The 21,854-nt window shown below is 68.1% G+C and carries 21 protein-coding genes; 10 read left to right on the top strand and 11 right to left on the bottom strand.

Annotated elements, in window-relative coordinates:
- Positions 1–82 precede the first annotated feature (82 nt).
- From J2Y49_RS15710 to J2Y49_RS15665, 10 genes are all read right to left on the bottom strand, one after another.
- The gene (locus J2Y49_RS15710) at positions 83–1,042 is read right to left on the bottom strand and encodes an isoaspartyl peptidase/L-asparaginase (protein ID WP_310115800.1); all 960 of its coding nucleotides are present in this window, start codon (positions 1,040–1,042) and stop codon (positions 83–85) included.
- 11 nt (positions 1,043–1,053) lie between these two features.
- Positions 1,054–1,887, bottom strand: coding sequence for a M55 family metallopeptidase (locus J2Y49_RS15705; protein WP_310115799.1), 834 nt, complete (start codon positions 1,885–1,887; stop codon positions 1,054–1,056).
- On the bottom strand, positions 1,884–2,963 hold the full coding sequence (locus J2Y49_RS15700; protein WP_310115798.1) for a P1 family peptidase: 1,080 nt from the start codon (positions 2,961–2,963) through the stop codon (positions 1,884–1,886). Before J2Y49_RS15700 ends, J2Y49_RS15705 begins: the two co-directional genes overlap by 4 nt.
- Complete coding sequence (locus tag J2Y49_RS15695) at positions 2,938–3,828, bottom strand: ABC transporter permease subunit (protein ID WP_310115797.1); 891 nt, start codon at positions 3,826–3,828, stop codon at positions 2,938–2,940. Before J2Y49_RS15695 ends, J2Y49_RS15700 begins: the two co-directional genes overlap by 26 nt.
- On the bottom strand, positions 3,825–4,745 hold the full coding sequence (gene gsiC, locus J2Y49_RS15690; RefSeq protein WP_310115796.1) for a glutathione ABC transporter permease GsiC: 921 nt from the start codon (positions 4,743–4,745) through the stop codon (positions 3,825–3,827). The genes J2Y49_RS15695 and gsiC overlap by 4 nt, the downstream gene beginning before the upstream one ends.
- Before the next feature lie 187 nt (positions 4,746–4,932).
- A complete protein-coding gene (locus J2Y49_RS15685) occupies positions 4,933–6,465 on the bottom strand; it encodes a glutathione ABC transporter substrate-binding protein (protein WP_310115795.1) in 1,533 nt (510 codons plus the stop codon).
- 22 nt (positions 6,466–6,487) lie between these two features.
- Complete coding sequence (locus J2Y49_RS15680) at positions 6,488–8,401, bottom strand: dipeptide ABC transporter ATP-binding protein (protein WP_310115794.1); 1,914 nt, start codon at positions 8,399–8,401, stop codon at positions 6,488–6,490.
- Positions 8,398–9,243: a D-amino acid aminotransferase gene (locus tag J2Y49_RS15675; protein ID WP_310115793.1), complete on the bottom strand. Its 846-nt coding sequence runs from the start codon at positions 9,241–9,243 to the stop codon at positions 8,398–8,400. Before J2Y49_RS15675 ends, J2Y49_RS15680 begins: the two co-directional genes overlap by 4 nt.
- Positions 9,244–9,284: 41 nt before the next feature.
- Positions 9,285–10,178, bottom strand: a complete 894-nt coding sequence (locus J2Y49_RS15670) for a MurR/RpiR family transcriptional regulator (protein ID WP_310115792.1) — start codon at positions 10,176–10,178, stop codon at positions 9,285–9,287.
- Between the two features lie 167 nt (positions 10,179–10,345).
- Positions 10,346–11,101, bottom strand: a complete 756-nt coding sequence (locus J2Y49_RS15665; protein ID WP_310115791.1) for a hypothetical protein — start codon at positions 11,099–11,101, stop codon at positions 10,346–10,348.
- Between the two features lie 194 nt (positions 11,102–11,295).
- Between J2Y49_RS15665 and fliG the strand changes: the two genes are divergently transcribed.
- From fliG to J2Y49_RS15615, 10 genes are all read left to right on the top strand, one after another.
- Positions 11,296–12,318, top strand: coding sequence for a flagellar motor switch protein FliG (gene fliG, locus J2Y49_RS15660; protein WP_014188857.1), 1,023 nt, complete (start codon positions 11,296–11,298; stop codon positions 12,316–12,318).
- Positions 12,319–12,575: 257 nt separating this feature from the next.
- The gene (locus J2Y49_RS15655; protein WP_310115789.1) at positions 12,576–13,586 is read left to right on the top strand and encodes a TRAP transporter substrate-binding protein; all 1,011 of its coding nucleotides are present in this window, start codon (positions 12,576–12,578) and stop codon (positions 13,584–13,586) included.
- A 128-nt stretch (positions 13,587–13,714) separates the two neighbouring features.
- Complete coding sequence (locus tag J2Y49_RS15650) at positions 13,715–14,224, top strand: TRAP transporter small permease (protein ID WP_310115788.1); 510 nt, start codon at positions 13,715–13,717, stop codon at positions 14,222–14,224.
- Between the two features lie 4 nt (positions 14,225–14,228).
- A complete protein-coding gene (locus J2Y49_RS15645) occupies positions 14,229–15,530 on the top strand; it encodes a TRAP transporter large permease subunit (protein WP_310115787.1) in 1,302 nt (433 codons plus the stop codon).
- Positions 15,531–15,541: 11 nt separating this feature from the next.
- On the top strand, positions 15,542–16,264 hold the full coding sequence (pxpB, locus tag J2Y49_RS15640; protein WP_310115786.1) for a 5-oxoprolinase subunit PxpB: 723 nt from the start codon (positions 15,542–15,544) through the stop codon (positions 16,262–16,264).
- Positions 16,261–17,319, top strand: coding sequence for a biotin-dependent carboxyltransferase family protein (locus tag J2Y49_RS15635; protein WP_310115785.1), 1,059 nt, complete (start codon positions 16,261–16,263; stop codon positions 17,317–17,319). Before pxpB ends, J2Y49_RS15635 begins: the two co-directional genes overlap by 4 nt.
- A 182-nt stretch (positions 17,320–17,501) precedes the next feature.
- Positions 17,502–18,620 (top strand): ABC transporter ATP-binding protein, encoded by a 1,119-nt coding sequence (locus J2Y49_RS15630; protein ID WP_310115784.1) that lies wholly within the window; start codon positions 17,502–17,504, stop codon positions 18,618–18,620.
- Between the two features lie 50 nt (positions 18,621–18,670).
- A complete protein-coding gene (locus J2Y49_RS15625) occupies positions 18,671–19,717 on the top strand; it encodes an ABC transporter substrate-binding protein (protein ID WP_310115783.1) in 1,047 nt (348 codons plus the stop codon).
- Positions 19,718–19,787: 70 nt separating this feature from the next.
- Complete coding sequence (locus tag J2Y49_RS15620; RefSeq protein ID WP_149224918.1) at positions 19,788–20,645, top strand: ABC transporter permease; 858 nt, start codon at positions 19,788–19,790, stop codon at positions 20,643–20,645.
- A gap of 17 nt (positions 20,646–20,662) precedes the next feature.
- Entirely contained in the window at positions 20,663–21,475 is an 813-nt protein-coding gene (locus tag J2Y49_RS15615) for an ABC transporter permease (RefSeq protein ID WP_149224919.1), read from the top strand.
- A 6-nt stretch (positions 21,476–21,481) separates the two neighbouring features.
- Here the strand turns inward: J2Y49_RS15615 and J2Y49_RS15610 are convergent, their stop codons facing one another.
- On the bottom strand, positions 21,482–21,835 hold the full coding sequence (locus J2Y49_RS15610) for a hydroxyisourate hydrolase (RefSeq protein ID WP_310115782.1): 354 nt from the start codon (positions 21,833–21,835) through the stop codon (positions 21,482–21,484).
- Positions 21,836–21,854 lie beyond the last annotated feature (19 nt).

Here is a 21,854-nt window from a genome sequence, read left to right as displayed (position 1 = left end):
GCAGCGCGTCCCCCTCACCCTAACCCTCTCCTCAGGGGGAGAGGGGATTTTGGATGGGGAGAGGGGACTTTCCCGTCGCGGGTCAGCCGATCCGGAACTCCTCGCGGTGGATCGCGGTCATCGCCAGCCCCTCCGGACCGATGGCGCCGCGGTACATGCCGGAACAGTTGAAGGGCAGAGCCACCCGGCCGTCGCGGTCGATGGCGATCAGGCCGCCGGAACCGCCGATCACGCCCAGCTCGTCCACCACGTCGCCGGCGGCGCGCTCCAGGGTCTGGCCGGCCCAGCGCATGCGGGCGTCAATCTCGTGGGCGGCGCAGCGGCGGATGAAATGCTCGCCATGGCCGGTGGCGGAGACGGCGCAGGTGATGTTGTCGGCGAAGGTACCGGCGCCGATCACCGGGCTGTCGCCGACCCGGCCCTTGGCCTTGGCGGTCATGCCGCCGGTCGAGGTGGCGGCGGCGAGGTTGGCGTCGCGGTCGCGGGCGACGGCGCCGACGGTGCCGTGGCGGCGCTGCTCATCCCCGTCGTCGGGGGTGCCGGAGCGGCGGCGCTCAAGCTCGGCCTGCAGGGCGTCCCAGCGCGGCTGGGTGAAGAAATAGGGGGCTTCCTCCATCGGCAGACCCTGGCGGCGGCAGAGGTCGAGCGCGCCTTCGCCGATCAGCAGGACATGCTCGCTGTGCTCCATCACCGCGCGGGCGGCGAGGATGGGGTTGCGCGGGCCGAACAGACCGGCGACCGCACCGGCGGAGCGGTCGCGGCCGTCCATGATGGCGGCGTCCATCTCCTGCACGCCCTCGGCGGTGAAAACGGCGCCGCGGCCGGCGTTGAACAGCGGCTCGTCCTCCAGAGCCATGACGGCGGCGGTGACGGCGTCGAGCGCGGTGCCGCCATCGGCCAGCACCTCGTGCCCGGCGGCGAGCGCCCGGCGCAGGCCGGCATGGTAGCCCTCGGTCAGCACGGGCGTCAGGGCGCTGCGCTTGATGGTGCCGGCGCCGCCATGGATTGCCAGGGCGAAGGGCTGCGGTTGGGTGAAGGTCATGGGTGCGGGTCTCAGCGCAGGGAGGCCGACATGGCCGACAGGGTGTTGATCCAGCCGAGCGCGGCGGCCATGCTGGCGGCCGGCAGGCGGACGGTGACGGGGTCGAGGCGTTCGGAAACCGGGATCAACGACGCCAGATCGGCCAGCGCCGGGCTGTTCATCTCGATCTCCAGCCGGTAGGGCGCGCCGTCGGCTTGCGGCGGGACGCGGAAGGGCGGGATGCTCGATGCCCGGCGGACGGCGCGGCTTGCCGCATCGCGGATGCGGTCGCGGGCGACCGTGGGCGCCACGGACCGGGCGGCGCGCTGGCCGAGCGCCTGCTTGACCACCACGCGCTCGGACTCCGGGAACAGCGGTTCCATCTCGGCGGCGAAGCGGTCGTCGCCGCTCAGCAGGATCACCGGCACGCCGATCTCTCCGGCATAGGCGCCGTAATTGCCAGCCTCCCCCAGCTCCTGCCCGTTCACCCGGACGCGGCCGAAGGCGAAGCTGTTGGTGGTGTGGGCGAGGATGCCGTATTGCCGGGCCGAGGTGTGGAAGCCGACGCACATGACGCCCGCCGCGTCCGGCTCCAGCCCGGCGAACATGCCGATCGGCTTTGGACGGCCGAGGATCAGCTCGGCGGCCGGATGCAGTTCGTCCGGCAGCAGGTTGACCATCGGGCCGTGGCTGTCGTTGACCAGGATTTCGCTCGCACCACCTTCCAGCGCGCCTTCGATGGCGGCGTTGACCTCGGCGGTCATCAAGCGGCGGGCGCGCTCGTATTCAGCGTTGCCCGGCGTCACCTGCTGCTGGGAGACGACGCCGGCCACCCCTTCGATATCGGCGGAGATGTAGATCTTCACTCTGTGCTCCCGGAGGTGAGCGTATCGGATAGGCATGGCCGGGTGGCGCCGTCGCGGCCGACCACCGGCGTGGCGGCAACCAGCGCGTCGAGCACGGCTTCCTGCGTCGCGTCGGCCATCGCCTCGAACAGGCTGTCGATGCGGCGTTCGTTCAGCATGCGCAGGGGGATGAGGTCGGCCCGCTCGTCATGGTCGATGCGGTTGGCGGTGGTGAAGCCCAGCGCGATGTCGCCGCTGCCGTGGCCCCAGAAGGATCCCACCCGCGCCAGCCCGACCCCGGCGCGGCGGATCACCCGGCGCAGCTGGCGATGATCGAGCGGCACGTCGGTGGCGGCGATGACGATGACGGAGCCCTTTTCCGGTGCATCGTCCTGCGCCGGCGGGGCGACGCGGCGGCCGTCTGGCAGGCGCAGCTCCCCCGGCCGGCCGAAATTCGCCAGCACCAGCACGCCCAGGTAATGGCGCTTGCCGTCCAGCTTGAGGCGACGCGAGGCGGTGCCGATGCCGCCCTTGAAGCCGAAGCAGGACATGCCGCGCCCGGCGCCGACGGAGCCGACCGCGACCTCTGCCCCATCCGGTTCGGACAACGCGGCAGCCAGGGCTGCGGCGGCGTGCGCCTCAGTCACCGCAAGCGCCTGGATGTCGTTCAGCGGGCCGTCGTTGCACTCCATCACCACCGGATTGACGGTGGCGGTGGTGCGGCCGATGTCGGGGTTGGCGGCGATGGCGTGGCGGACCAGCGCGGTGGATGCGGTGCCGACCGACAGGGTGTTGGTCAGCAGGATCGGGGTTTCCAGCGCGCCCAGCTCCTCCACCTGCATCAGGCCGACGCTCTTGCCGAAGCCGTTCAGCACCTCCGCCGCGGCGACGGGCTTGTCGCGGTAGAGGTTGCCGGCATGGGGCAGGATCGCGGTGACGCCGGTCTGGATGGCGCCGTCATCCAGCGTGACATGGCCGACGCGCACGCCCGGCACATCGGTGATGGCGTTGCGCGGCCCCGGCGTCAGCCGGCCGCAGGCGAGCCCGAAGGCCCGCGCACGCTTGCCGTGCTCAACGGAGTTTCGGGTCGAGGGCATCGCGCAGTCCGTCGCCGAGCAGGTTAAAGGCCAGCACCGTCAGGAAGATGGCGAGGCCGGGATAGAAGGTGACGTGGCTGGCGACGCCGATGTAGCTGCGGCCGTCGGCGAGCATGGCGCCCCATTCCGGGCTGGGCGGCTGGGCGCCGAGGCCGATGAAGCTGAGGCTGGCCGCCGTCAGGATCGAGGTGCCGATGCGCATGGAGACATAGACGATCACGCTGGGCAGCGTGCCCGGCAGGATATGGCGGACCATCAGCAGACGGTCGCGCACACCGATGGCGCGGGCGGCGTCGACATAGACCGCGCGCTTCAGCGACAGCGTGCTGCCACGCACCAGACGGGCGAAGACCGGCACGCTGAAGATCGCCACCGCATAGATGACGTTTTCGATGCCCGGCCCCAGGATGGCGACGATGCCGATGGCCAGCAGGATGCCGGGGAAGGCCAGCAGCACGTCGCAGATGCGCATGATCAGGCTGTCGATCCAGCCGCCGCGGAAGCCGGCGATCAGCCCCAGCGCCACGCCGGCCACCCCGCCCAGCAACACCGACAGCAGCCCGACCGACAGCGAGATGCGGGCACCCCACAGGATGCGGCTGAAGATGTCGCGGCCATAGGCGTCGGTGCCGGCCCAATGGTCGGCCGACGGGCCTTCCAGGATGCGGTCGTAATCGAAGGCCGCCGGGTCGAAGGGCGCGATCCAGGGAGCAGCGGCAGCGGCCAAGGCCAGCGCCAGCAGACAGATGCCGGCGGCCATGGCGGTGCGGTTGCGCCGGAACTTGCGCCAGAACTCGCGCAGCGGCGAGCGGACGGCTTCGTGGGCGGCGGATGCGGCCACGCCGGTTGCGTCTGTCGTGGTCATGAGTAGCGAATCTCGGGGTTGGCGAAGGCGTACAGCACATCGACCAGAAGGTTGATGATGATGAACTCCAGCGAGAACAGCAGGATCTCCGCCTGGATGACGGTGTAGTCGCGGTAATTGACGCTATCCACCAGCAGCCGGCCCAGCCCCGGCCAGGAGAACACCGTCTCCACCACGATGGACCCGCCCAGCAGGAAGCCGAACTGCAGGCCGACCATGGTGATGATCGGGATCAGCGCGTTGCGCAGCGTGTGCTTCCACACCACCAGCCGCGCCGGCACACCCTTGGCCCGCGCGGTGCGGACGTAATCCTCGCGCGCGATCTCGATGAAGGCGGAGCGGGTGAAGCGCGCCATCACCGCGGCGACGCCGAGGCCGAGCGTCAGCGACGGCATGACGAAATGCTGCCACGTCCCATAGCCGCTGGTCGGCAGCCAGCCGAGCTTGACCGAGAACAGGTCGATCATCAGCAGGCCGAGCCAGAAGGACGGGAAGGCGATGCCCGACACCGCGACGATCATGCCGGCATGGTCCTGCCAGCGCCCGCGCTTGGTGGCCGACGCCACGCCGATCAGCAATCCTGCCAGCGTCGCCCACGCCATGGCCACGACGGTGAGGTAGAGCGTGGGCATGAATCGTTCGCCGATCTCCTGCGACACCGGCCGCTTGGACTTCATCGACCGCCCGAACTCGCCCTGCACCGCATTGCCGAGGAAGCGGCCATACTGCACCCACAGCGGCTGGTCGAGGCCGAGATCCTGGCGCACCAACTCGACGTCGCGCTGGGTCGCATCCGGACCGGCGACCAGACGCGCCGGATCGCCCGGCAGCAGATGGACGAAGCCGAAGACGAAGACGGAAATCACCAGCAGAACCGGCAGGATGCCGGCGACACGGCCGACGAGATATTTCAGCATGGGACGGAGGTCCTGGTGGAGGGCCTGGAGACGCGGGGGATGCTTGGGGAGTTTATACCCCCACCTAACCTCCCCCGCTGGGCGGGGGAGGGACTGCCGCCACTCTCCCGCATAAGCACTTAGTCCCCTCCCCCGCCCAGCGGGGGAGGGTCAGGGTGGGGGCAATAACGCACCCCCACACTTCACATCACTGCAGATCGGCCTCTTCCATCTGCAGGCCGCCGTCTGCGACATAGTAGAAGCCGGTCAGCTTCTTCGACTTGCCGGCCAGCAGGTTCTCGACACCGAGGAAGATCCAGGGTGCGTCCTTCCAGATCTGTTCCTGGGCGACGCGGTAGGCTTCGGCGCGCTTGGCGGTGTCGGCGGTGCCGATGCCGGTTTCGATGGCAGCGTCGACCGTGTCGTTCTTATAATACGCCACGTTGAAGAACTTCGGCGGGAAGCCCTTGCCCCACAGCAGCGGACGCAGGCCCCAGTCAGCGTCGCCGGTCGAAGCCGACCAGCCGCTGTACTGCATCTGCACCGTGGCATCCTCCGGCTTCTCGACGCTCCAGACGCGGGAGGCCTCGACACCGGCTTCGAGCGGGGTGACGGTCAGCTTGACGCCGACCTGGGCCAGCTGCTGCTGCACGAACTGCATGCCGCGGATGAAGTTGGTGCTGTTGCGGCCGATCATCTCGGCCTCGAAGCCGTTCGGATAGCCGGCCTCGGCCAGCAGCGCCTTCGCCTTGGCGAGGTCGTAGGTGTACTGGTTCGGCTGCGAAACGTGGAAGCCCAGCTTGGACGGGATCGGCGAATCCAGCGGGCCGGCATGGCCGCGATAGACCACCTTCGCGTAGGCGTTCTTGTCGACGGCGTAGTTCAGCGCCTGACGGACGCGCGGGTCGTTGAACGGCTTCTTCATGGTGTTCATCGCCACATAGCGGGCGATGATCGACGGGGCGTCGATGATCTCCAGCGCCTGGTTGGCTTCCACCATCTTCACCATTTCAGGCGGCAGCGGATAGATGAACTGCGCCTCGTTGGTCTGCAGCATGGCGATGCGGCTGCCGTTCTCCGGCACGCTCTTCAGCGTCACGCTGTCGACCTTCGGCAGGCCGGGCTTCCAGTAGTTGGCGTTCTTCTCGACCTTGAGGGTGTCCGCTTCCCAGCTGACGAACTTGTAGGGGCCGGTGCCGACGGGGTGGCGGCCGATCTCCTTGCCGAAGGTCTCCAGCGCCTTCGGGCTGTGGATCATGGCGCCGGGGTGGGCGAGGTTGTTGTTCAGCGCGCCGAAGGGCTGCGACAGCTTCAGCGTGATGGTGTAGTCGTCGACCACCACCGTCTCGCCCAGCATCGCCAGCAGGCTCTGGCGCTTCAGCCGGTTGGCCGGGTTGGACAAGCGGTCGAAGTTGGTCTTCACCGCCTGGGCGTTGAAGGGCGAGCCGTCATGGAAGGTGACGCCCTTGCGCAGGCGATAGGTGTATTCGGTGGCCGTGTCGTTGACCGTGAAGCTTTCCGCCAGCAGCGGGACCAGCTTCATCTCCTTGTCGAAGCCGAACAGGCCCTGCATCATCGTGCGGCTGGCCGACTGCGACAGGGTGTCGTTGATGTCGGCCGGGTCCAGCGTGGTGATGTTGTCGGGGATGCCGACCACCAGATTCTTGGCGGCGAACGCCGGACCGGCCAGCGCGGTGCCGGCGAGCAGGCCGGCTAGCAGGGGAAGAGCGAAACGCGTCACGTGATGTCTCCCTTTTCTTGATTCAGAAATCGCCGCCGACGGCGTGGCGTGCGACGAAATGGTCGTCGCCGACCGGTACCAGCGGCTGCACCACCGGCTCGTCGCCGATGTTGCGGATCGGGCTGGGGATCTCGCCGGTCAGAAGCCGCAGGTCGCGGGTGCGCCGGCTGGGATCGGCGATCGGCACGGCCGCCATCAGGCGGCGGGTGTAGGGGTGCTGCGGGTTCTCGAACACCGCGCGGCGGGGGCCGAGCTCGACGATCTGGCCGAGATACATGACGGCGACACGGTGGCTGACCCGCTCCACCACCGCCATGTCGTGGCTGATGAACAGGTAGGACAGGCCGCGCTTGGCCTGCAGCTCCATCAGCAGATTGACGATCTGCGCCTGGATCGACACGTCGAGCGCCGCCACCGCCTCGTCGGCGATGATCAGCTTGGGATCGCAGGCGATGGCGCGGGCGATGCAGATGCGCTGGCGCTGGCCGCCGGAGAATTCATGCGGGTAGCGGCGCGCGTGCTCGGGCCTCAATCCCACCTGGGTCAGCAGCTCCGCCACCCGCTCCTCGATGGCGCGGCGGCGTGACACGCCCGGCTTGGCTGTGGGCACATAATCATGGACCAGCATCGGCTCGGCGACGCTGAAGCCGACGGTCATGCGCGGATTCAGCGAGGCGAAGGGATCCTGGAAGATGTACTGGATCTTCTCCTTCAGCTTCGCCTGACCATTGGAATCCAAGGTCGCGGTGTCGAGGCCGTCGAAGCGGATGCTGCCGGAGGTGGCGGACTGCAGCCCCATGATGGTGCGGCCGGTGGTCGACTTGCCGCAGCCGGATTCGCCGACCAGCGCCAGCGTCTCGCCCGGACGGACGGCGAAGCTGACCTTCTCCACCGCATGGACGCGGGCCTTCAGCGATCCGAAGATGCCCTTGCGCACGTCGAAGCGGGTCGTGAGGTCGCGCACTTCCAGAAGTGGGGCGTCGGCGGCGCGCACGGTGTCCTGCACCGGCGGCGGGGCCGGGGGTGCGGCCTCCGCCTTGGCCTCATCGACCACCAGCAGCGGGAAGCGCACCGGCAGGTCCTGGCCGCGCAAGGCGCCCAGCTTCGGCACGGCGGACAGCAGCGCCTTGGTGTAGGGGTGCTGCGGCGCCTGGAAGATGCGCTCGACGCTGCCCTCCTCCACCTTGCGGCCGCGCCACATCACGACGACACGGTCGGCCACCTCCGCCACCACGCCCATGTCGTGGGTGATGAAGATGACGCCCATCCCCATCTCTTCCTGCAGCAGACGGATCAGACGCAGGATCTGCGCCTGGATGGTGACGTCCAGCGCCGTGGTCGGCTCGTCGGCGATCAGCAGGGAGGGCCGGCAGGACAGCGCCATGGCGATCATCACGCGCTGGCGCATGCCGCCCGACAGCTGGTGCGGATGGCGGTCGAGCAGCCGGGCCGGTTCGGGAATCCGCACCTTCTCCAGCATGCGCAGCGCCTCCGCCCGCGCCGCCTTGCGGTCGAGACCCTGGTGCAGCATCACCGCCTCGGCGATCTGGTCGCCGATGGTGAAGACCGGGTTCAGCGACGTCATCGGCTCCTGGAAGACCATGGCGATGTCGTTGCCGCGCATGTCGGTCAGCGCTTCGGCCGGCGGGGATGCCAGGTCGCGTTCGCGCCCGTCGCGTCCCTTGAAGCGGATGCGCCCGCCGACGATGCGACCACCGGCATAATCGACCAGCCGCATCAGAGACAGAGAGGTCACCGACTTGCCGGAGCCGGATTCGCCGACGATGGCGACCGTCTCGCCCGGCGCCACGGTGAAGCTGACGTCGTCGACCACACGCACGGGACCATGCTCGCCGTCGAAGGCAACGCTCAGCCCCTCCACCGACAGCAGCGCCGTCGCGGTGTCGACCGACTTTGCGGCAGCGGCAACGCTCATCGCCCAAGCCTCTCGGCGAACAACGCGAACATGCGGCGCCACACCATGCCCGGCGCGCCGGTGCCGACCGGCTTGCCGTTCAGGCTGGTGACGGGGGTGACCTCCTTGGTGGTGCTGGCGATCCAGATCTCGTCGGCCGTCTCAAGCTCAGCCGCAGGGATGTCGCGCTCCTCCAACCGCAGGCCGGCCCCGGCGGCCAGCCGCAGGATGACAATGCGGGTGATGCCTTCCAGGATGTGGTTGTCGTTGATCGGGGTGGCGATGACGCCGTCCTTGACCACGAAGATGTTGGTGGCGGCCCCCTCGGTCACCATCCCGTCGCGCAGTTGCAGCGCATCGACCACGCCGGCATCGGTCGCCGCCTGCTGCGCCAGCACGCTGCCGAGCAGCGCCACCGTCTTCAGGTCGCAGCGGCCCCAGCGGATGTCGGGAATGGTGATGGCGGCGACGCCCTGGTCGCGCCAGGAAGCCGGCGGGCGCTTCAGCGGGCTGACCATGCCGAAGACCGACGGGGTGACGCCGGCCGGGAAGGCATGGCCGCGGCTGGCGGCGGCACCGCGGGTGACTTGCAGGTAAACCGTCAGGTCGCCGTCGATGCCGGACTCCGCGGCCAGCCGCTCCATGATGCCCAGCCAGTCGCCGGCCGACAGCGTGCAGTCGATGCGCAGTTCGGACAGGCCGCGCTGCAGGCGGGCAATGTGCGCCTCCGGCTCGAACAGGCGGCCATTGTAGGCGGCGGTCACCTCGTAGAGGCCGTCGGCGAACAGGAAACCGCGGTCCAGCGGCGACACATGGACCTCGTCCAGCGGCAGGTAACGCCCGTTCCAATAGGAGATCGTCATCGCTTTTCAGCTTCTTTGGCGCGTGGAAAGGAAAGCCCTGTTCATTCCGTCGGCCGCTTGGCTTTCGGCACGACGTGGAGGTAGGGCAGGATGCGTTCGGCGACGTCGGCGGCCTGTCCGACGCTGTCGGGACCGGAGCGGGACAGCGCGGTGCCCAGCGCCACGATCAGCGCCATCAGCCCGGTGGGGGAGCTGTGGCGCACGCCATGGTCGGCCCCGGCCAGCAGGGTGACGTCGGCAAGCGGGACGATCGGGCTGTCCGGCGCGTCGGTCAGCGCGATGGCCTTCGCCCCGCGTTCCCGGCACAGCTGCAGATGCTCGATGGTCCGGCGCGAATAGCGCGGCGAGGTGATGGCGATCACCAGATCGCCGGGCTTCACCGTCATCAGCCGGCGGATGGTGCGCTCGGTGCCCGCGAACTCGATGGCTTCGCGGACATGGTCGACATAGGGCTCCAGCACATCGGCCAGGAACAGGGCGAGATAGGCGCTGTCGCCGAGGCCGAGAGCCACGACGCGATTGGAGTCGCGGATCAGGCGGATCGCGGCCTCGCACTGTTCGGGCTGCAGCAGCTCCTTGGTGCGGGTGATGTTGCCGGCGTCGCTGGCCAGCGATTCCCGCATGATCTCGGCATTCGAGGTATCACGCTGCACGGCTACGCGCAGCTTTTCCACCGGCGCGAAGGTGGATTCGAAGGCGCGCAGCAGATCCTCGCGGAACTCCGGATAGCCCTCATAGCCGAGGAAGCGGGCATAGCGGTTGACGGACGCCACCGACACCTCGGCCGCCGCCGCCAGCTCCCCGATCTTCAGCGTCGCGGTGCGGAACGGATAGGCGAGAGCCCATTCCCCCACCTTGGCGAGCGCCGCCGGCAGCTGCGCCTGGCAGTTCTGCATCCGGATCAGCAGCGATCCCGTCTGAATGGGTGGCTCCATTCCCTCGATGCTCCTCCGGAAAGCCCAAGCGTGGCTTGCGTGAGCACAGAGTTACAGGTTTTCCACATTCCTGTAAATTCATTTTCACATAATGGCGTATGCCAAAGGGTGACGCGCCGCGGGCGCCACCCAGGAGGGGCGTAGGAGGGGTAGTGGAGAAGCGCCGGTTACTGCGGCGGGGTGCGCAGAACCTGATCGGGCTCCGTCAGCCATTCTTCCAGCCGTTGCGGCCCGGCGGTATCGGCTGGCGGCGATGCGGGAGCGGGCGGAGGAACGGCGGCCGATTGCGGCGGGCGGTCGAGCGGCATACCGGCGCTGACGGTGCCGCGGGCGCCGATCTGCGCCTGGAAGCGGCGGCCATCGGCGGTCACGAACTCCCCCGGACCGGTGGGGCGGTTGCGGTGGAACTCGCCGACATACCTGTTTCCGCTCGGAAAAATGAGCGTGCCGAAACCGGTGCGGCGGTCGTCCCGCCATTCACCCTCATAGGTGCGCCCGTCCGCCCAGACATGGGTCGCCTCTCCCGAAACCAGCCCGTCCTCGAAATTGCCGTCGAGACGGCGGCCGTCCCGCCATGCGATGCGGGCCCGGCCTTCGATCCGCCCGTCGACGAGGGTCGCCTCCGCCCGCCCCTCATAGCGACCGTCGTGGAACCAGGTCAGCACGCCGGGTCCGCTTGCCCAGCCGTCGACGCAGGCACCGGACCAGCGGATGGTCTTGCGCCGGTCGGGATACTGATCGCGATAGCGGCAGTCGGAACCCTCCAGCGTCACCGCCTGCTCCGCCAAAGCGGAGGCCGGCAGGGCGACCATCAGACCGGGAAGGGACAGAGCGGTCACTGCGCCGCGAAGGCCGGCACGGATCATCAACGCCCGGATGGCGGCGGCGGCGGGGCGGCGGGGAAGGCCCGACGGGGCAGGCATGGACGCCTCCCATTCTTGTGCAGGGGAATGACGCAATCCCCAACCGCCGCGGCCGGATTCGGTTCCGGGACGCCGGCGGAAGGCAGGCGCGACAACCGGTTTCACTATTCCTGATCGGCTTCCTTATCGTTTGTTAACGATGTTTGCCGCAATTATCGGGCATTATCGGAACCGCGCAGGCATGAAGGGTAGCAATGGCTCAGAAGGTTCGTGAGGACTACCGGACCCTCACCGGCCCGGAAAAGGCCGCCATCATGATGCTCGCGCTGGGCGAGGAGCATTCGTCCAAGCTGTTTTCGCTGATGGACGACGAGGAGATCAAGGAGCTGTCCCAGGTGATGGCGAACCTGGGCACCGTGTCGGCCAACCTGATCGAGCGCCTGTTCGTCGAGTTCGCCGAGCAGATGTCGTCGAGCGGCACCGTCGTCGGCTCCTTCGATTCGACGGAGCGGCTGCTGCTGAAGACCCTGCCGAAGGACAAGGTCGACCAGATCATGGAGGACATCCGTGGTCCGGCCGGCCGCACCATGTGGGACAAGCTGACCAACGTCAACGAGTCGGTGCTGTCCAACTATCTGAAGAACGAGTACCCGCAGACCGTCGCCGTCGTTTTGTCCAAGATCCGCTCCGACCATGCCGGCCGCGTCCTGGCGCAGTTGCCGGAGAGCTTCGCGATGGAAGTCATCATGCGCATGCTGCGCATGGAGGCGGTGCAGAAGGAGGTTCTGGACGACGTGGAGCGCACGCTGCGCACCGAGTTCATGACCAACCTCGCCCGCACCAGCCGCCGCGACAGCCACGAGATGCTGGCGGAGATCTTCAACGGGCTGGACCGCACCACCGAGCACCGCTTCATGGCCGCCCTGGAGGAGCGCAACCGCGACAGCGCCGAGCGCATCAAGTCGCTGATGTTCACCTTCGAGGATCTGTCGAAGCTCGACCCCGGCGGCGTCCAGACCGTCCTGCGCACGGTGGACAAGCAAAAGTTGGGCACCGCGCTGAAGGGCGCGTCGGAGTCGCTGAAGGACCTGTTCTTCTCCAACATGTCCGAACGCGCGGCCAAGATCCTGCGCGAGGACATGGCCGCCATGGGCCCGGTCCGCGTCCGCGACGTGGACGAGGCGCAGATGTACATGGTCCAGCTGGCAAAGGACCTCGCCGCCCGCGGCGAACTGGTGCTGGCCGAGGGCAGCGGCGAGAACGAGCTGATCTACTGAGCCCGCGCCCATAAGGGACGGGCGGCGCTGATTTTTTCCCTGTTTGTAACATTGGAGGTTTGACGGATCGCTCGGAACGGTGAACCCTTGGGGGACCGAACAGGCAGGATCGGGAAGGCGGCCGTCACGATGCCTTGGCCATGGGCTGCTCGCGCAGGCTCCGGCCGGGCCGGACATCCGGCTTCCGACCACAGACCGATCGGCCATAAGGCCGGCGGGCGCCGCTTCGGCCAACAATCAGGGAGCTTCCGAACATCATGACCGCTGACATGCTGCAATCGCGTCTCGTTGCCCGGATGGCCGGCCCGATCGTCGCCGGCCTGCTGGGGCTGGGCGTCGCCGCCGGGCCGCTGGCAGCACTCGCCGAGACCTGGGACATGCCGACCCCCTACCCCGACACGAACCTGCACACCATCGTGGTGAAGCAGTTCGCGGAGAACGTGAAGGCGGCCACCGGCGGCAAGATCCAGATCACCGTCCATTCCAACGGCTCGCTGGTCCGCCATCCGGAGATCAAGCGCGCGGTCCAGTCCGGACAGGCGCAGCTGGGCGAGGTGCTGATCAGCTCCTGGGCGAACGAGGACCCGCTGTTCGGCCTCGATTCGGTGCCCTTCCTCGCCACCGACTTCCAGTCGTCTCGCAAGCTCTACGACGTCTCCAAGACGTATCTCGAGAAGAAGCTGGAGCGCCAGCGCCTGAAGCTGCTCTACTCGATCCCGTGGCCGCCGCAGGGCCTCTACGTGAAGGACGAGATCCAATCGGTCGAAGCGCTGAAGGGGCAGAAGTTCCGCGCCTACAACCCGGCAACCACCCGCATCGCCGAGCTGAGCGGCGCCGTCCCGGTGAAGATCGAGGCGGCGGAGGTCGCGCAGGCCTTCGGCACCGGCATCGTCACCGCGATGATCACCTCGGCCGCCACCGGCGTCGACACCAAGGCCTGGGATTTCGTGAAGGTTTATTACGACGTCCAGGCCTGGCTGCCGCGCAACATGGTCTTCGTCAACGCCGAAGTGTGGAAGGGGCTGGACGCCAACACCCAGAAGGCGGTCCAGGACGCCGCCGCCAAGGCCGAGGCCGCCGGCTGGGCCGAGTGGGAGAAGAAGACGGCCGAGCTGAACAAGACCATGGCCGGCAACGGCATGAAGGTCCTGCCGCCGTCCGACAAGCTGAAGGAAGGCCTGTCCGCGATCGGCAAGACCATGACCGAGGAATGGACCAAGGCCGCCGGTGCCGATGGCGAGGCGATCATCTCCGCCTTCCGCAAGTAACCGGCCGTTGCCAGTAACCAGACGTTGAGTGTGCGCGCTATCCCGGACGCCCCGCTGCGGCGGGCCGGCCGGGATAGCGCCGCCGCCACGCCTCTTCGCCCCGACCGACCGCAGGAGGTGGTTGCGCCATGCGCACCGCACTGTCCATTCTTTACCGAACCGCCGAGATCCTGGGCGCGGTCGCGCTTGCCGCCATCGCCGTGCTGATCATCACGCAGGTGGGAAGCCGCCTTGTCGGCCGCATGGTGCCGGGGGCCGACGAGCTCGCCGGCTATTGCATGGCCGCGTCCTTCTTCCTGATGCTGGGGCCGGCGCTGCGCCGCGGCTCCCACATCCGCGTCGGCGTGCTAGTCGAGCGGCTGCACGGCGCGCCCCGCCGCGCCTTCGAACTGGCCTGCCTCGCCTTCGGCACGGCGCTCAGCGCCTATTTCGCCTGGTACTGGCTGCGCATGACCTACGATTCCTATGATTTCGGCGACCTCAGCCAGGGCGTGCTGCCGATCCCGCTGTGGATCCCGCAGGCGCTGATGGCGGCCGGACTGGTCGTGCTGGTGATCGCCCTGATCGACGACCTTGTGGCCGTGCTGCGGGGCGGGGACGCGTCCTACCAGCATGCCGGCATGCAGAGCGAGGGCTAAAGCGATGGATCAGACAACCGCATCCATTGTCGTCGTGGTGACGATGTTCCTGATGCTGGGGGCCGGCGTTTGGGTGGCGCTGGCGCTGGCCGGCGTCGGCTTCGTCGCCATGGCGCTGTTCACCGCACGGCCGGTGGGCATGGTGATGGCGACCAACATCTGGGGCGCCAGCACCTCCTGGACGCTGACGGCCTTGCCGCTGTTCATCTGGATGGGCGAGATCCTGTTCCGCACCCGCATCTCGTCCGACATGTTCAAGGGGCTGGCGCCCTGGACCGGCTGGCTGCCCGGCCGACTGATGCATGTGAACGTCATCGGCTGCTCGATCTTCGCGGCGGTGTCGGGGTCTTCGGCCGCGACCGCCGCCACCATCGGCCGCATGACCATCCCGGAACTGAACCGGCGCGGCTACGACCAGATGATGACTCTGGGATCGCTGGCCGGGGCCGGCACGCTGGGGCTGCTGATCCCGCCCTCGATCATCATGATCGTCTATGGCGTGGCCGCCGACGTGTCGATCGCCCGGCTGTTCATCGCCGGCGTCGTTCCCGGCATCGTGCTGACCGGGCTGTTCATGGCCTATGTCGGCGGCTGGTCGCTGCTGAACCCCAGCCGGGTGCCGCCACCCGAACCGTCGCAGAGCTTCGCCGACAAGATCCGCGATACCGGCGCACTGATCCCGGTGATGCTGCTGATCGCCGCGGTGCTGGGATCCATCTATGTCGGCATCGCCACACCGACCGAGGCCGCAGGCATCGGCGTGCTGGGGTCGCTGGTGCTGGCGCTGGCGACGGGGACGCTGAACTGGACGACCTTCCGCGACAGCCTGTTCGGCGCCGCCCACACCTCCTGCATGATCGGCTTCATCCTGGCGGGTGCGGCCTTCCTGACGGTGGCGATGGGCTATACCGGCATTCCGCGCCTGCTGGCGGAGTGGATCACCACGATGCAGCTGTCGCCGGCGGCGCTGCTGATGGCGCTGACCGCCTTCTTCATCGTGATGGGCTGCTTCCTCGACGGCATTTCCATGGTGGTGCTGACCACCTCGGTGATCCTGCCGATGGTGCAGCAGGCGGGTATCGACCTGCTGTGGTTCGGCATCTACATCATCATCGTGGTGGAGATGGCGCAGATCACGCCGCCGGTCGGCTTCAACCTGTTCGTGCTGCAGGCGATGACCGGCAGGAACATCTTCACGATCGGCAAGGCCAGCCTGCCCTTCTTCATGCTGATGGTGCTGATGGTGGCCCTGTTGTGGCTGTTCCCCGGCATGGTGACGTGGCTGCCGTCGATGATGATCGGGTAAGGAGCGTTGGCGTGGAGATCCGCTTCACCACCGCGGGCGACACCGCCTTCAACGTCGAGTTCGGCGAGGTCATCGACCGGGCGACCAACGCCCGCGTCATGGCCCTGCACGCCCGGCTGAAAGCCGAACCGCCGCCGGGACTGGTGGAGACGGTGCCGACCTTCCGCTCGCTGCTGGTGGTCTACGATCCCGTCGCCACCGGGCGGCGGGAGATGCAGACTGCGGTGGAGGCGGCGCTGGCCGGCAGCGACGCCGCCACGGCCGAGGGGCGGCTGTGGCGCCTGCCGGTCTGCTACGACCCGGACCTCGGCCCCGATCTGGCCGAACTGGCCGCCGGGCTGGAGCTGACCGTGGAGCGGGTGGCGGAGTTGCACGGCTCGGCCGAGTATTTCGTCTACATGCTGGGCTTCATGCCGGGCTTCGGCTACATGGGCGACCTGCCGCCGGAGCTGGAACGGCCGCGCCGAACGGAGCCGCGGGTGCGGGTGCCGGCCGGCTCCGTCGCCGTCGCCGGGCGGCTGACCACCGTCTATCCGTGGGAGAGTCCCGGCGGCTGGCACCTGATCGGCGGCTGCCCGGTGCCACTCTATGACGCCGGCCGGCCCGCCCCCGTCCTGCTGGCGGCCGGTGACCGGGTGCGCTTCGAGGCGGTGGACCGCGCCACCTTCGATGGCATCGCGCAGACGGTGGCAAGCGGCCGCTTCGATCCCGACAGCCTGAGGGCGGAGTCATGAGCGCCTTTCTGACGGTGGTCCGGCCGGGCCTGTTCGCGACGATCCAGGATCTGGGCCGCTTCGGCTTCCAGGAACTGGGCATGCCGGTGGCCGGTGCGCTCGACCCGGTGGCGCTGCGGCTTGCCAATGCGCTGGTCGGCAACCCGCAGGGCATGGCAGGGCTGGAGATCGCGCTGCTCGGCCCCGTCCTAAGAGTGGACGCCGCCTCCGCCCGCATCGCCGCGGTCGGCCCGCTGGCGATTTCCCTGGAGCGCGAGGGGGAGCCTGCCCGGCCGCTGGAGCCCCACCGCAGCCACAGCCTGCGCCAGGGCGACCTGCTGCGGCTGGGGGCGGTCGACGGGGCATCGGTCGCCTATCTGGCGGTGGCCGGCGGCTTCGCGCTGGCACCGGTGATGGGCAGCCTGTCCACCTATGTCCGTGCCGGCATCGGTCCGCTCGGCGGGCGTCCTCTGGGCCAGGACGACCGGCTGCCGCTTGTCCGCGATGGAGCGCCCGATGGGCCTGACGTGGAGCTGCCGCAGCCGCCGGACTATGGCGTCGGGCCGCTGCGCGTCGTGCTCGGGCCGCAGGACGACCGCTTCACCGAGCAGGCTTTGGCGACCTTCCTGTCGGCAGCCTACCATGTGGGCAAGCAGGCCGACCGCATGGGCCTGCGGCTTGAGGGACCGTCGCTGAAGCATCGCGGGTCGGCCGACATCCCGTCCGATGGGCTGGTCACCGGCTCCATCCAGGTGCCGGGCAACGGGCAGCCGATCCTGCTTCTGAACGACCACCAGACTGCCGGCGGCTATGCCAAGATCGCCACCGTGATCTCCGCCGACCTGCCCCGCGCCGGCCGCCTGCGCCCCGGCGACCGCCTGTCCTTCCAGGCGGTGACGGTGGATGAGGCGGAAGCGATCCGCCGCCGGCAGGAACAGGCGATATCCGGCTGGATCCGCGCCATCCGCCCGGTGCGCCCGGCCGGCGGCATCGATCTGGAAGCGCTGTATGCGGAAAATCTGATCTCCGGCACGGTGGACATCGTGAACGGCGGCAGCGATCTTCCACTGGTGTGATGACAAATGCGGCAATTGCCTGCGCCTGCCGCTTAAATCGGCATCACCCTGAAACGACAGCCACTCCTCACATAAAGCCAATATTGCTTTAAATGACTGATATAAAAAGATAAGTCCGAAAACGGCATGCGCTTTGCTATCTAACGATCTGCAAAGTGCAACGCGAAACGGACGGTACAGCCATGGTCGGAGCCTCGCAAAGCAGCCTGTCGGCCCAGCGTGGGCAGACGCTTCTTCTCGACGGGATCACCCAGCGCTACGGCAACACGCTGGCCGTCGATGACGTGACGCTCGACATCAAGGGCGGTGAGCTGGTCGCCCTGCTCGGGCCGTCAGGCTGCGGCAAGACGACCCTGCTGCGGATCATCGCCGGCTTCATGGCCCAGACGAAGGGCCACGTCATCGTCGGCGGCGAGGCGATCGATGGGCTGCCGCCCAACCGCCGCTCCGTCGGCATCGTCTTCCAGAACTACGCGTTGTTCCCGCACATGACGGTGGCGGAGAACGTCGCCTATGGGCTGGACGCCCGCGGCGTCGACCGCGCCACCCAACGCAGCGAGGCCCAGCGCATGCTGGACCTGGTGAAGCTGGGCCATCTCGGCGACCGCATGCCGCGCCAGCTGTCCGGCGGCCAGCAGCAGCGCGTCGCGCTGGCCCGCGCGCTGGCGGTGAACCCGTCGATCCTGCTGCTGGACGAACCCTTTGCCGCGCTCGACAAGAACCTGCGCCTGGATATGCAGATCGAGGTGAAGCGCATCCAGCGCCTGTCCGGCATCACCACCATCCTCGTCACACACGACCAGGAGGAAGCGCTGTCGATGGCAGACCGCGTCGCGGTGCTGAGCCAGGGCCGGCTGGAGCAGTTCTCCCCGCCGACCGACATCTACGACGCGCCGGACAGCCTGTTCGTCAACACCTTCGTCGGCTCCGCCAACCTGTTGGGCGGCGTTCTGCTCGGTGCCGACCGCAGCGGCGGTACGGTGCGGCTGGATGCCGGCGGCACCATCGAAACGCGCGCGCCCAAGGGCGACGTCCGCCCCGGCGGCCGCGTCACCGTCTGCCTGCGGCCGGAGCATCTGCGCGTCGATCCCGCCGCAAGCGGCGCCGACACGCTGAACGGCGTGGTGGAGATGGGGCTGCCGCTGGGCGCCACAATCGTCCATGAGGTTCGCGTCGCCGACGGATCCGCCGTGAAGGTCTCGGAACCGCGCATCGATCGCGCCGCCCTGTTCGCCCCCGGCACGCCGGTGCGCCTCGCCCCGGTTGCCCCCCGCCTCGCCTCGGTCTTCGCCGCGGCCTGATCCGTCTTTCCATTCCCTCTATCGCCTCCCTCACCCGACAGGAGTGATCCATGCTGCTGACCCGCCGCACCCTGATGCAGACGGCCCTGACGCTGGGTGCCATGCACGCCTTTCCCGGCCTGACCTGGGCACAGGCGCGCCCGCTGGTCTTCGCGACCTTCACCGGCAGCTGGGAGGAGGCGCACAAGGCCGTGCTCGTCCCCGCCTTCCGCAAGGCGACCGGCAATGCCGACATGGTGCTCGACCCCATGCTGTCGGTCGACCAGATCGCCAAGGTGAACGCGGCGAAGAACAACCCGCCGATCGACGTCATGCTGCACGATCCGGGGCCCGCGCTGCAGGCCATCGCGCAGGATCTGGTCGAACCCTATCCGGTGGAAAAGAGCGCCCATTACAAGGACCTGATCCCGGAGGCGCAGGTGCCGATGGGGCCGGCGCCCTTCTTCCAGGTCGTGGGCATCACCTACAACCCGGAAACGGTGAAGACGCCGCCGACCTCCTGGGCGGACCTGTGGAAGCCGGAATTCAAGGGTCGCGTCGGCATCACCAACCTGAACTCGACGCTCGGCACCGGCTTCATGGTGGAGCTGGCCAAGATGCATGGCGGGTCGGAATCCAACATCGATCCCGCCTTCAAGGCGCTGGAGGCGCTGCGCCCCAGCCTCGCCGCCGTCGCCGCCAACCCCGGCCAGCTCGCCACCCTGTTCCAGCAGGGGCAGATCGACATCTCCCCCGGCAACTTCAACGCCATCCAGATCCTGAAGGCGCGCGGCGTCCCGGTGGAGTTCGTCATCCCGAAGGAAGGCGCCATCGCCTTCAAGACGACCATCCACATCGTCAAGAACTCCCCCAACAAGGAACTCGCCTTCAAGCTGATCGAAGCCGCCCTGTCGCCGGAGGTCCAGGCCCAGCTGATGGAGGAGCCGTTCCTGATCGTGCCGACCAACACCAAGGTCGCGATCAAGGGCGAACTCGCCAAGACGCTCGCCAAGGACCATGCCGAGATCGCGAAGAAGTTCGTCTTCCAGGACTGGGCCAAGATCAACGAACAGCGCAGCGCCTGGATCGAACGCTTCAACCGCGAGATCCGGGTGTGAGGCTTGGCCCCCCTCTCCCCCCGGGGGAGAGGGGATGATCTTCAGGGAGAGGTTACTTAAAGGACCCCCAATGGCCGCGACGCTGCGCAACGTCACCACATACGACCTGAAACTGGCGGCGCCGCTGGCGGCGGGGTTCGTCGTCTTCTTCGTCACGCCGCTGGTCATCCTGCTGGCGCTGAGCTTCCAGACCGATCCGCAGGGCGGACACTTCGGGCTGACCCAGTACGTCAACTTCCTCGGCGACAGCTTCAGCCTCGGCGTGCTGGGATCGACGCTGTGGCTGGGGGTGAAGGTGACGGCGCTGACGCTGTTGCTGGGCTATCCGGTGGCGTGGCTGCACCAGCGCTCCCCCGGATGGGCCAAGGGCGTCATCATGCTGCTGGTGCTGCTGCCGCTGCTGACCAGCGTGGTGGTGCGCACCTTCGCCTGGGTGGTCATCCTGGGGCGGCAGGGGATCGTCAACGCCTCTCTGCTCGGGCTGGGGCTGATCGACACGCCGCTGAAGCTGCTCTACACGGAGGGCGGCGTGGTGATGGCGCTGGCCCAGGTGCAGATGCCGCTGATGGTGCTGCCGCTGATTACGGCGCTGAGCCGCATCGACCCGAACCTCGCCGATGCCTCGTCGGTGCTGGGGGCCGGGCATTGGCGGACCTTCCGCAAGGTGATCCTGCCGCTGTCGCTGCCGGGGATCATCGCCGGCTGCCTGCTGACCTATGCCGCCGCCATCACCGCCTTCATCACGCAGAGCCTGATCGGCGGTGGGCAGATGCTGTTCATGCCGATGTACATCTACCAGCAGGCCTCCACCCTGCAGAACTGGCCCTTCGCCGCCGCGATTTCCGTCATCTTCCTGGTCGCGGTGCTGGTGGTGGTGTCGATCTTCAACGTGCTGGGCCGCCTGTCGCGCGGCTACACCAACGCCTGACTTTTGGGGAGGCCGCCATGGGCAACCGCCGTTTCGATTTCGACGCGCTCAGCTTCCGCATCGTCATGACCGGGGTGGCGCTGCTGGCCCTGCTGCTGCTGGCTGCGCCGACGGTTGTGGTGATCTGGGTGTCCTTCACCAGCGGCTATTCGCTGAAATTTCCGCCGCCCGGCTATTCGCTGCGCTGGTATGTCGAGCTGTGGAACGCGTGGCAGCTCCAGTTCGCGCTGATGAACAGCCTGAAGGTGGCGGCGTGGGCGACCGGCCTGTCGATCCTGCTGGGCGTCGCCGCCTCGCTCGGCATCGCGCGCTCGGCCAGCCTGACGGCGCGGGTGCTGGACAGCCTGTTCCTGTCGCCGCTGGTCCTGCCGGCGCTGGCCTTCGGGCTGTCGTCGCTGATGTTCTTCTCGCTGGTCGGCGTGCCGGTATCGCCGCTGACCCTCATCATCGGCCACACCGTGGTGTCGGTGCCCTTCGTGGTGCGCAACACCGTGGCGTCGCTGGCGCAGATGAACCCGACCCTGCTGGAGGCGTCGGCGAGCCTGGGCGCCACCCGCTGGTTCACTTTCCGCCGCATCACCCTGCCGCTGATCCGGCCGGGCATCATGGCCGGCGGATTCATCGCCTTCATGGCCTCCTTCGACAATGTGCCGGTGTCGCTGTTCCTGCGCGATGCGGCGACCGACATGCTGCCGATCCGCATGTGGCAGGATCTGGAGGGCAAGCTCGACGTGACGGTCGCGGCGCTGTCGGGCGTGCTGATCGTCGCCACCATCGCGCTGATGATGGTGATGGAGCGCGTCGCCGGCCTGTCGAAGCGGTTGACCTGAGCCGGCCTACACACCCAGAAAGAGAGAAACCCCGAAGGGGGTGAATTTGAAGGGCAGATGCAGATGGCGGTCCAGGTCGGTCACTTTGAAGCGGAACGGCATGATGTCGAGGAAGCGGGTCTGCTCCTCCGGATATCCCGCCGCGCGCAGCCAGTCGCCGACATGGAACAGCACCTCGTGCGGGCCGGGGGCGATGCCCTCGCCACGGATTGTGGGGTGGTCGAGCTGCCCGTTGGCGCCCAGCCGGCCGTCGGCCAGCAGGCGGCGGTCGGGCGTCAGGGCGTAAAGCTCCACCCGCAGCCCTTCCGCGGCGACGCCGCGCGCCACGTCGACACCGTGAATCGAAATACCGCCGGCCATGCCGCCTCCAGGTCAGGGT

The organism is Azospirillum sp. BE72, assembly GCF_031455875.1.
Lineage (GTDB): Bacteria > Pseudomonadota > Alphaproteobacteria > Azospirillales > Azospirillaceae > Azospirillum.
Note: the sequence above shows the minus strand (reverse complement) of the source record. Positions and strands in the feature narration are given on the sequence as shown.

Coding starts and splice junctions, on each gene's coding strand:
- J2Y49_RS15680 (WP_310115794.1), bottom strand. CDS start 8,401: ATGAGCGTTGCCGCTGCCGCAAAGTCGGTCGACACCGCGACGGCGCTG.
- J2Y49_RS15615 (WP_149224919.1), top strand. CDS start 20,663: ATGGGCAACCGCCGTTTCGATTTCGACGCGCTCAGCTTCCGCATCGTC.
- J2Y49_RS15655 (WP_310115789.1), top strand. CDS start 12,576: ATGACCGCTGACATGCTGCAATCGCGTCTCGTTGCCCGGATGGCCGGC.
- J2Y49_RS15620 (WP_149224918.1), top strand. CDS start 19,788: ATGGCCGCGACGCTGCGCAACGTCACCACATACGACCTGAAACTGGCG.
- J2Y49_RS15670 (WP_310115792.1), bottom strand. CDS start 10,178: ATGGAGCCACCCATTCAGACGGGATCGCTGCTGATCCGGATGCAGAAC.
- fliG (WP_014188857.1), top strand. CDS start 11,296: ATGGCTCAGAAGGTTCGTGAGGACTACCGGACCCTCACCGGCCCGGAA.
- J2Y49_RS15645 (WP_310115787.1), top strand. CDS start 14,229: ATGGATCAGACAACCGCATCCATTGTCGTCGTGGTGACGATGTTCCTG.
- J2Y49_RS15675 (WP_310115793.1), bottom strand. CDS start 9,243: ATGACGATCTCCTATTGGAACGGGCGTTACCTGCCGCTGGACGAGGTC.
- J2Y49_RS15710 (WP_310115800.1), bottom strand. CDS start 1,042: ATGACCTTCACCCAACCGCAGCCCTTCGCCCTGGCAATCCATGGCGGC.
- gsiC (WP_310115796.1), bottom strand. CDS start 4,745: ATGCTGAAATATCTCGTCGGCCGTGTCGCCGGCATCCTGCCGGTTCTG.
- J2Y49_RS15630 (WP_310115784.1), top strand. CDS start 17,502: ATGGTCGGAGCCTCGCAAAGCAGCCTGTCGGCCCAGCGTGGGCAGACG.
- J2Y49_RS15650 (WP_310115788.1), top strand. CDS start 13,715: ATGCGCACCGCACTGTCCATTCTTTACCGAACCGCCGAGATCCTGGGC.
- J2Y49_RS15665 (WP_310115791.1), bottom strand. CDS start 11,101: ATGCCTGCCCCGTCGGGCCTTCCCCGCCGCCCCGCCGCCGCCGCCATC.
- J2Y49_RS15625 (WP_310115783.1), top strand. CDS start 18,671: ATGCTGCTGACCCGCCGCACCCTGATGCAGACGGCCCTGACGCTGGGT.
- J2Y49_RS15695 (WP_310115797.1), bottom strand. CDS start 3,828: ATGACCACGACAGACGCAACCGGCGTGGCCGCATCCGCCGCCCACGAA.
- J2Y49_RS15635 (WP_310115785.1), top strand. CDS start 16,261: ATGAGCGCCTTTCTGACGGTGGTCCGGCCGGGCCTGTTCGCGACGATC.
- J2Y49_RS15610 (WP_310115782.1), bottom strand. CDS start 21,835: ATGGCCGGCGGTATTTCGATTCACGGTGTCGACGTGGCGCGCGGCGTC.
- J2Y49_RS15700 (WP_310115798.1), bottom strand. CDS start 2,963: ATGCCCTCGACCCGAAACTCCGTTGAGCACGGCAAGCGTGCGCGGGCC.